This is a genomic window from Cellulomonas rhizosphaerae, from assembly GCF_003470205.1.
GTDB lineage: Bacteria > Actinomycetota > Actinomycetes > Actinomycetales > Cellulomonadaceae > Cellulomonas > Cellulomonas rhizosphaerae.
The window spans coordinates 1-1376 of sequence record NZ_QWKP01000012.1 but is presented as its reverse complement, the minus strand read 5'-3'; the positions used below and the strand labels follow the sequence as shown (position 1 = coordinate 1376).

The 1376-nt window shown below is 75.9% G+C and carries 2 protein-coding genes; both read right to left on the bottom strand.

What is annotated here, in order from left to right; all coding sequences use genetic code 11:
* The coding region (locus tag D1825_RS00120) for an FUSC family protein (RefSeq protein WP_199721425.1) at positions 1-327 on the bottom strand (327 nt) is incomplete at its 3' end.
* 4 nt (positions 328-331) lie between these two features.
* A partial coding sequence (ygfZ, locus tag D1825_RS00115) for a CAF17-like 4Fe-4S cluster assembly/insertion protein YgfZ (protein ID WP_138066886.1) occupies positions 332-1376 on the bottom strand: 1045 nt, incomplete at its 5' end.

Below are 1376 nucleotides of genomic sequence, written 5' to 3'. Positions count from 1 at the left end.
GAGCGCGATCTGCCAGATGCCACGCCCGATGACGTGCGCGACGAGGTCGCCCAGCCCGACGCCGATCGCCACGCCGACGGCGAGCTCGGCGACCCGCCGCACCGACCGGTCGAGCGTGAACCCGAGGGCGATCCACGCGCACACCGGCGCGAAGAACGGGATCGCGTGCCCGAGCCAGTAGTGCGCGATCGCGTACGCGATGGCGCCCGCGACTGCGGCCTGCAGGATCGGGAACCAGGCGGCCCGGACCCGCGCGAGGCCCTGCCGGACGCGCACCTGCCCGAGCACGCGCAGGTCGCGGCCGGTCAGGCGGGCGGCGTCGGTCACGACGTCAGAGCATCGGGTGCTGGCCGAGGCCGCGGGTCAGCGGCCCCCGTGCCGCGGGCCGGTCCCCGGTGACGCCCTCACCCGGCACGACGACCTCCTGGGAGGCGGCCACGACGTCGGCGTCGCCGTCGACGACCAGCAGCGCGTCCTCGGGCACCGACCGCTTGACCACGGCGAGCGCGACCGGTCCGATCTCGTGGTGCCGCGCGACGGTGGTGACGTGCCCGACGACGCGACCGGGCTCGCCGTCCACGACCTCGCGCACCTCGGCGCCCGCGACGGGGATCAGGTGGCCCGAGCCGTCGAGGTGCAGCATGACGAGCCGACGCGGCGGCCGCCCGAGGTTGTGCACGCGCGCGACCGTCTCCTGCCCGCGGTAGCAGCCCTTGTTCATGTGCACCGCGCTGCGCAACCAGTCGAGCTCGTGCGGGATGGTGCGGTGGTCGGCCTCGTGGCTCGCGCGCGGGCGCCAGGCCTCGACGCGCAGGGCCTCGCTGGCCCAAGTGCCGGCCAGCCGCCAGCCTGTGGCCTCGCGGGCCGCGATCTGCGTGGCGAGCTCGGCGCGCGGCACGAGGACGAGGCGCCAGTCCCGGTCGGCGCCGGGGTGCTCGTCGGCCGCCGGCCCGTACCGGGTGCCGCCGGGGGCCACGGTGGGCCACGGGTCGCGCCACGTGATCGGCTCGTCGGCGGTGCCCTCGGCGTCCACGGGCTCGCCGATGGCGGCCCAGTCGTCGGTCGCGTCGACGATCTCGACGCGGAGCATGAACTTCATCCGGTTGAGCCACGCCGCGAGCTCGACCGGCGTCTCGGTGATCAGCCAGGTCGTCTCGCCGTCGTCGACCACGCCCGCGACGTGCTCGACGTGCCCCTGCGGGCTGAGCACGAGCAGCTCGGTCGACGTCCGCGGCGGCAGGCCCGTGAGGTCCTGCGAGGTGATCGAGTGCAGCCACGTCAGCCGGTCCGGCCCGGTGACCGTGACGACGCCCAGGTGGGACTGGTCGACGACCGCCCCGCCGCGGGCCAGCGCACGCTGCTCGGCCGTCGGGTCG